Raw genomic sequence first — 6,914 nt, 5'->3', positions numbered from 1 at the left:
GAAGCAGGCAGTTAACCAGTTCGCCATCATGTATGGGGAGCGTTTCACCAACGCGATCAGCTAATTAAACTTTGGCCCCGCACACAAAATTTCTGACAGGTCCCGTGCCAGTGGCCATTACCAGCAAAAACTTTCGCTTGGCCGCATCTACGCCTTCAGTGACCCGACGAATCGCTTCGTTTTGATAGTCGCGGCCGGCGATTTCAGCGTTGATGGAAACGTCACCCAACGGTTCGGCGAACTGGCGCTGATGGCGCAGGCGCTCCAGATCGTCCCGTGTGTAAAAGCCAGAGACCTTGCGGGGCGCGTAGCGTTCGCGATCCCAGAATTGAATTTCTTTACCATTGGTGAGAAACACGAATGGATCAGTGCCAAACTTTGTTTTTATCGCATCGGCATAGTCGGCTGCCTGGCGTTTTCCGGCGATTTCATCGCGGGATGATCGCTTGGCCTCGACTACGGCAATCGGCTTGCCATCTGAACCAAGAAGGACGTAGTCAGCGAACTGCTCACCACCATAGTTGGCCGTGGGCTCTGCTGTCTGTAAGAGAAATTCGTTTACGAGGTTTCGGCGATTTCGGGACCAACCCGCACGAGCCAACTGTGAATCGATGAGTTCGATTCGTGTCTGCGTTTCATTACGACTTGTCGTCATGCGGCGCTATCTCCATCGGCAGGTTCATCCGCTCCGCCAGCGCGCACCCATCCATCGACCTCGGACAGCTGGAACTTCCAAAGCCGGCCGATCTTGTGGGCAGGCAGGCCCCTACGCTCACGCCAGCGGTAGACGGTCTCCTTGACCACACCCAGATGTTGTGCCACGTGTTCGGCAGTCACCCACGGCTCAGTGTTCATTGCATTGGCGCTCAGAGATTTGCCTTTAGAATCGTCTTAAATAGTAGAAAGTAGTCTAACAGAATGGCGGATTTTAGGCCATGAGATGGCCGCTGGTGGGTGAAGGCAGCAATTTGATCGTTTTGACAGTCTTTCCACGTACCACTGCGCGAAACATTGAACTATCACTAGGGCAGGGTCAAGTGATCTGCCTCGTCTCGCCTCTCCAAACCTATCAAAACGGCTCGTCACCTTAGAGCCTATTGATAATTTCACCACATCTAGGATCTATTGATAGAAAGGAACATATGCCTACTTACGGCTACGCACGCACCTCGACCGTTGAGCAGGTCGCAGGCCTCGCAGATCAAATCGCCAAACTGAAGGGCGCTGGCTGCACGGACCAGACTATTTACCGAGAGCAAATCTCCAGCGTTAAGATGGAAGACCGTGTGGAGTTCGCCAAGGTGTTGTCCATGCTGAGGGCTGGCGACGTACTTGTCTTTACTAGCTTGTCCCGCGCCGCTCGCTCGATGATCCACATGGTCGAAATCGAAGCAAGGGTTGCGCGTGCCGGCGCGACGATCCGAATTCTCGACCTTGCGATTGATACCGCCACGCCGTCGGGGAGACTTACCTTCAACTTGTTCGCATCCATCGCTCAGTTTGAGCGCGAGAACATGCTGGAGCGGCAGAAGGTCGGGATCGCGGCGGCGAAACAGCGCGGCGCGTACACCGGACGAGCGCCAACGGCTCAAGCTAAGTCAACGAAGGTGTTGGCATTGCTCGCGAAAGGGCTTACCAAGCAGCAAGTGGCGGACGCGTGCTCTGTCGGGGTGGCGTCCGTGTATCGAATCATCAAGGCGTCGGCCTGAGCTTTCCCCAGCGAAGATTAGCCAATGCTGCCAAGAGCGACAGCAGTGTTGACCTGAACGAAGCAACTCAGGCTGAGGTCAGTTTATGTTTCGCTGATTGCTCGGCCATTTGAAGCAATTTTTCCCTGTCTGCACGGGGCATCCGATGGAACAAGGCCAACAAGCGTGCCTCGCTGTCATCGACGGCGTAGAAGTACGTCACTGGAAGGTTAAGTACGTTTCCGATTCTTTCCATAAGGTCAACACCGGGAACCCTCGTGCCGCGTTCGTACCGGTTCATCCTTGCGCTCGCACTCTCGACTTCAAGACCGGCCTGAATCCCCAGCTGTTCCTGGGACAAGCCACTTTCTGATCGTGCTTCCTTGAGCCGTTTTCCCAGCAGTGACATCGCTCTCTTTCGAACTTCAAAGAGAAAGATGGTCGGTGTTTCAGCTTGCCCATATGCTACCGAATTGGTAGGATTGTGTTGCTATTGGTTAATTCCTGCTTGTGCTATCGGGTTACAGCGGGAGTGCACGGAATGCGATGGGTGCGGCGCGCCGAGTATCGCCACCTACATGCTGTGATCAGGCCACGGACCAGCCAGTTGGCTGGTCCGTGCGTCTCGACGCATGCTTTATAAAAAAGGAGTGTTTCTTTGTCAGCGATTGATTTTTTACCAATAACCACCACTGTCCTTTCGACGGATACCGGCAACCCGGTCCGTTTTTCCGTCACCAACAAATCGAGTAGCCCTTTAACCATCTATTGGATTGATCGCAGCGGTAACGAGACGGCTTATGGGACTATCTCAACAGGCCAGACCTACAATCAAACCACGTCCAGCTCGCATGCTTGGGAAGTGAAAGGTGCAGATGGCAAGGTGGCGTTCAAGTTCCTGCCTACGGTGGCAGGGAACATTACCGTTGAGGCCGGTTACAGCAATACCTTCTCCGACTTCTCGGAAAAAATCATCCAGACGGCGGACGGCACTTGGTCTACTGCGCAAGGCTATGGCCTTATCAACGTAGCGAAATCGCTGGGCGTTGATGACCTGGGCGGCACGCTGTCGCTGAACGGGAAATCAAATAACCTAGCGCTGAACGCGATCTCTGCTTCGTCGGCGTGGGCAGCAGGCTACACCGGCAAAGACGTGAAGGTAGCCGTTATCGACATTGGCATTGCTAGCCATGACGAGATCAACAGCAACATCGTCGGCGGCTATGACTTCTACGACAAGGACACCACGCCTACGCCAGCGGCCGGTGCCTACCAAGATCACGCGCTGGGTGCGGCGTCGATCATCGCCGGCAGCCACGCCGCGCACAGCGGCGCTGACACCATGGGCGTCGCGCCCGATGCCAAGCTGCTGAATGTCCGAGTGGGGTCTACCACCGGCTCGTCCAGCACGAATATCGCGTCTGGCATTCGCTGGGCGGTGGACAACGGCGCTAAGGTGATCTGCATGCCGCTGCAATCGTCAGCCTCCGACCCCGACCAGGTGGTGGTGAGCGCTCTGGACTACGCTTTCCAGCATAACGTTGTGTGTGTGGTGATCGGCGGTAACTATAGCAACTATGGCCCGACCGGCCCAGCGCTGGCGGCGTTGCAGTTGAAGGGCGAAATCATCGACGTGGGCAACTTCAACGCCATGGCTTCGACACCGTTCGACTCGTCAAACATGGCGGGCGCTACGCCGTTCCCATGGGTGATGGCTAGTTCGTCGGGCTATGTGCCGACTGCTGCCGGTGGATATGCCTACCACGAAGACGGCGGTACGTCGTTCGCCGGTCCCTACGTGGCCGGGTTGGCTGCGCTGCTGTGGGAGCAGAACCCGAAAGCAACAGCGACGGAGATCATCAACAAGATCCTCGGCGGCGCCAGCCTGGCAGGCGTTGACATAGCTCCGTCCCAGCCATCGACCGGCATCACGCAAGCAGACCTCACCAAGGCCGTCAACGAGGCCGTCGCGGCCACCAAGGTAGCCGATGCACTTGCCGCCGCAGCGGATGCCGCTATCGCAAAGGCGGCTGCTGATGCCGCGCTGACCAAGGCGGTGCACGACGCGCTGGCAACTGCTGGTCAAAGCCAGCCTGAGGTGCACATAGCCGCCAGTAAAAACTTCACCTTCACCAACGGCTCTAAGAGCGATTTGTTTGTTGGCATCGACGGCACGGACACACTGGTGTACAGCGCAAGCCGCGCCAACGTTACCGTGGCACGTGCCGGAGACCACTTCGCCGTGACGGACAAAGTCGGCGGCGCGATAGACATGCTCTACAACGTAGACCGCCTTCAGTTTAGCGACGTCAGTATCGCGCTGGATGTTTCCGGTGCTGGCGTCGGTGGAGGGGTCTACCGCCTGTATCAGGCAGCGTTTAACCGCGCACCAGATAAGGCGGGCTTGGGCTTCTGGATGGCTGCCATGGACGCTGGCAGGACGTTGACTGAAGTGGCTCAGGGCTTCGTGCAGTCGGCGGAGTTCCAAAAGTTGTACGGCGCGAACCCAAGCAATAACGACTTGGTCGCGGCCATGTACAACAACGTGCTCCATCGCGCCCCGGACGCGGCTGGCCTGAAGTTTTGGGTAGACGCCCTGGAGCACGGCGAGACCGCTAAAGGCCTGCTGACCGCCTTCAGCGACAGCCCCGAGAACCAAGCAGCAGCGGCCAAGATCATTGGCCAAGGTTTTGAATACACCCCATTTCACTGATAGATAAGGAAATTTCATATGTTGAATTACTCAGGCAGCTCCGCGTCGGCCACGATCACCCGAATCGCACTGGCGGGAACTATTGCCATGTCGTTGCAGGCTTGCAATCAAACTATCGACGCAAGGCAGTCGCATGTCGAGCAAGGGCTAATCTACAAGAAGGACGCAAGTGATCCTTTTTCAGGCCAGCTGACTAACGTAGACATTATCCAGGTCGGCAAGCGGTACGCTGCGCAGTATGGCGCATGGACAGGCGGCTGCACCGTGCCTGTGCAAGATGGCCTGTTTGACGGCATTGCCGAATGCAAGAACCCCGAAGGCGTGAAGGTCGGAGAATTCACCTACAGCAAGGGGCAGCAAGCAGGTGTGCAGAAAATGTGGGCGTCAGACAGTGGCAACTTGATGTTTTCGATGACTGTTCGGGGCGGTGTGCCTGACGGCGTGGAGGAGCGTTTCAACCCCAAGACCGGCAAGATCATCAGTCGTATCAACTACGAAGCTGGCAAGAAGGTGGGAGAGGAAAAATCCTGGGATATTACGGGCGAAACCTTGTTGACTGATCTGGTGTGGGAGAACGGCTCCAAAACGGGCGTCTACCGCTATGATGAAAGGGAAGAACACTACAAGGCAGGTGCGCCTGATGGCGTCTGGAAGACGTGCCAATTGAACCGTGAAATCCCGATGGAACGGCTTAAACCAAACTATGAAAAATTCCGGCTTTATGCCGCTATGGCAGAAAAGCTAGGCGGCACATACTTCTTGCCCGCCTTGGTTGATAGCCCCTCCGGCGTCGTATGCACCGAACAGGTCTACAAGGATGGTGCTAAGCAGGCTGTCGCCGCCGTGAACGCGCCGCCTGGTTCAGGTGATGCCTGTCTTGATGCAAAGATCGCAGCATTCCGGAAGGAGAACGGCGAGGAAGCGCCTATCAACCATGATGTCATCGGAGAATGGGAAGCAGGTTGCAAAAAATAGAGGCCTGATTGCGATGCTGCAACAGGCAACCTGCCGGGGATGCATCATCCCCGGCGGTGCTTATTTCGGCCTGAACTGGGTCACACGTTTAACCGACGTGACGGCCCGGATGCAGGTTGATCCAGTTAGCGAGCGGACGTGTAAGCACGCTCGTTGAGTCAAGTTCTGCTGGCCCCAAATCCATGCCCACCTTTGCCGTAGGACTTGGTAGCCGCTTTGCAGAGGTAGCTTGCCCGGCGGAAGAAGTACGCAATGCCATCCAGATCATGTCGGTGGAGGATGAAGCAGGCATTGTCCGGTATATGGATTAAGCCTGTTACAGCTTCAATGGGAAGCCCAAGCGCACTTGCCCAAGCCTCATGTAGCCGGTTGTACATGTTGTCGATACCTGGTGCGTACCTACCCAACGCACAGAAGGCGTCTTTGTTCAGGAAGATAACGAAGTGGTAATGTGGGCGGCCACGTTGGCTGCCGACCTCTCTGGCCCAGACATAGCGGACCGAGCTGTCGTGAGCGTATCCCAAGTCTCGGAATGCCTTCTGGCGATTGTGCCTAATCTTAGCTTTGAAGGATTCGATGAATCGATCAATTGGTTCGTTCTCGTAGCTGGGCGACTTGAATTGATACCTGGCAGGTAGGCGGCAATCGAATCTGAATGCAAAGACCTCTCGGTATTGCGTTATCGCACGAGTCATCGTTCGATGAAGGACCGCTAAATACTCACGAACGAAGGGGCCCTTCGTGTGCATTATTGGAAGCCCCTCGTATGTGGCTCCAAAGTAAAGGGTAAGATTGCGGTTGGATGTGTGACGCTTCATCTGATACTCCTGTGGTTGGTTCATATCCTTACCACCTGGAATAAATTATTTCTCCTGATTTTCCGTTCGACAGCTCTCCGCGCTCTCTCACTGTTACTGAAGAGGTGAGTCACCTCAAGTCATCTATATTCAATTCTGGTGGATATACTTGGTATAGATCATTCCTTCTCTCTTCTATAAAGCATAGTACTAATACCGAGGCAATCATTTCCTCGGCATTCGAGATTAATAAGCTAAACGAGCGGGGAATTAGATATTCTTAAGCCAAATATTCGCTCTGGCAAATTAGCATGTTCCAAAATCCCGCACCCCCTCATTTCTTCACGCTACGCATGTCTAGGCGTGCTTGGATCCATTGCTGTACTTCGCCCTCTAGCCAGCCCACGCAGCGCTCACTGAGCTTTAAAGGGGCAGGAAATTTCTCTGCCGAGATGTATTTATAGATGGTTGAGCGACCAAGGCCGGTTGACTCCATGACCTGAGCTATACGAATGACTTTCATGTGATGACTCCAGTTGTTTTCTCAAACGATCTGGAGGCTCGATATTTTTACGCGTTCGTGAATAAGCTTTTTCTACTTCCCGATCATTATTCGAAGCGAAGAGCATCGTCTTCGGGTGTGGCGGGTAGTTGGGTGTTTGCCATTCAGCGGCCTGGGCGACATCCACTCATCTTGAGGTGGTCATAGCGCATACTGCTACTCAGTTTACTGAGAGTATT

General features: G+C 54.9%; 8 protein-coding genes. 3 read left to right on the top strand and 5 right to left on the bottom strand.

Annotated elements, in window-relative coordinates; translation table 11 throughout:
* Positions 1-64: 64 nt before the first annotated feature.
* The gene (locus AC6H42_RS16915; RefSeq protein WP_497548532.1) at positions 65-655 is read right to left on the bottom strand and encodes a type I restriction endonuclease; all 591 of its coding nucleotides are present in this window, start codon (positions 653-655) and stop codon (positions 65-67) included.
* Positions 652-855 carry a helix-turn-helix domain-containing protein gene (locus tag AC6H42_RS16910; RefSeq protein ID WP_497548531.1) on the bottom strand — a complete coding sequence of 68 codons (204 nt, stop codon included), beginning with the start codon at positions 853-855 and terminating at the stop codon, positions 652-654. Before AC6H42_RS16910 ends, AC6H42_RS16915 begins: the two co-directional genes overlap by 4 nt.
* A 287-nt stretch (positions 856-1,142) precedes the next feature.
* On the opposite strand from AC6H42_RS16910, the gene AC6H42_RS16905 reads away from it, so the two are divergent.
* Positions 1,143-1,709 (top strand): recombinase family protein, encoded by a 567-nt coding sequence (locus tag AC6H42_RS16905; protein ID WP_497548530.1) that lies wholly within the window; start codon positions 1,143-1,145, stop codon positions 1,707-1,709.
* Positions 1,710-1,776: 67 nt separating this feature from the next.
* On the opposite strand, the gene AC6H42_RS16900 is transcribed toward AC6H42_RS16905, so the two are convergent.
* Positions 1,777-2,097 carry a helix-turn-helix domain-containing protein gene (locus AC6H42_RS16900; protein WP_497548529.1) on the bottom strand — a complete coding sequence of 107 codons (321 nt, stop codon included), beginning with the start codon at positions 2,095-2,097 and terminating at the stop codon, positions 1,777-1,779.
* Between the two features lie 249 nt (positions 2,098-2,346).
* Between AC6H42_RS16900 and AC6H42_RS16895 the strand changes: the two genes are divergently transcribed.
* Both AC6H42_RS16895 and AC6H42_RS16890 read left to right on the top strand, forming a co-directional pair.
* Entirely contained in the window at positions 2,347-4,401 is a 2,055-nt protein-coding gene (locus tag AC6H42_RS16895) for a DUF4214 domain-containing protein (RefSeq protein ID WP_497548528.1), read from the top strand.
* Positions 4,402-4,419: 18 nt separating this feature from the next.
* Positions 4,420-5,376: a toxin-antitoxin system YwqK family antitoxin gene (locus tag AC6H42_RS16890; RefSeq protein WP_497548527.1), complete on the top strand. Its 957-nt coding sequence runs from the start codon at positions 4,420-4,422 to the stop codon at positions 5,374-5,376.
* A 158-nt stretch (positions 5,377-5,534) separates the two neighbouring features.
* Here the strand turns inward: AC6H42_RS16890 and AC6H42_RS16885 are convergent, their stop codons facing one another.
* Together AC6H42_RS16885 and AC6H42_RS16880 are read right to left on the bottom strand one after the other, a co-directional pair.
* Positions 5,535-6,194, bottom strand: coding sequence for an inovirus Gp2 family protein (locus AC6H42_RS16885; protein WP_497548526.1), 660 nt, complete (start codon positions 6,192-6,194; stop codon positions 5,535-5,537).
* Positions 6,195-6,507: 313 nt separating this feature from the next.
* Positions 6,508-6,696, bottom strand: a complete 189-nt coding sequence (locus tag AC6H42_RS16880; RefSeq protein ID WP_497548525.1) for a helix-turn-helix transcriptional regulator — start codon at positions 6,694-6,696, stop codon at positions 6,508-6,510.
* Between the last annotated feature and the right edge of the window lie 218 nt (positions 6,697-6,914).

This window comes from Massilia sp. NBRC 108631 (assembly GCF_059704565.1).
Note: the sequence above shows the minus strand (reverse complement) of the source record. Positions and strands in the feature narration are given on the sequence as shown.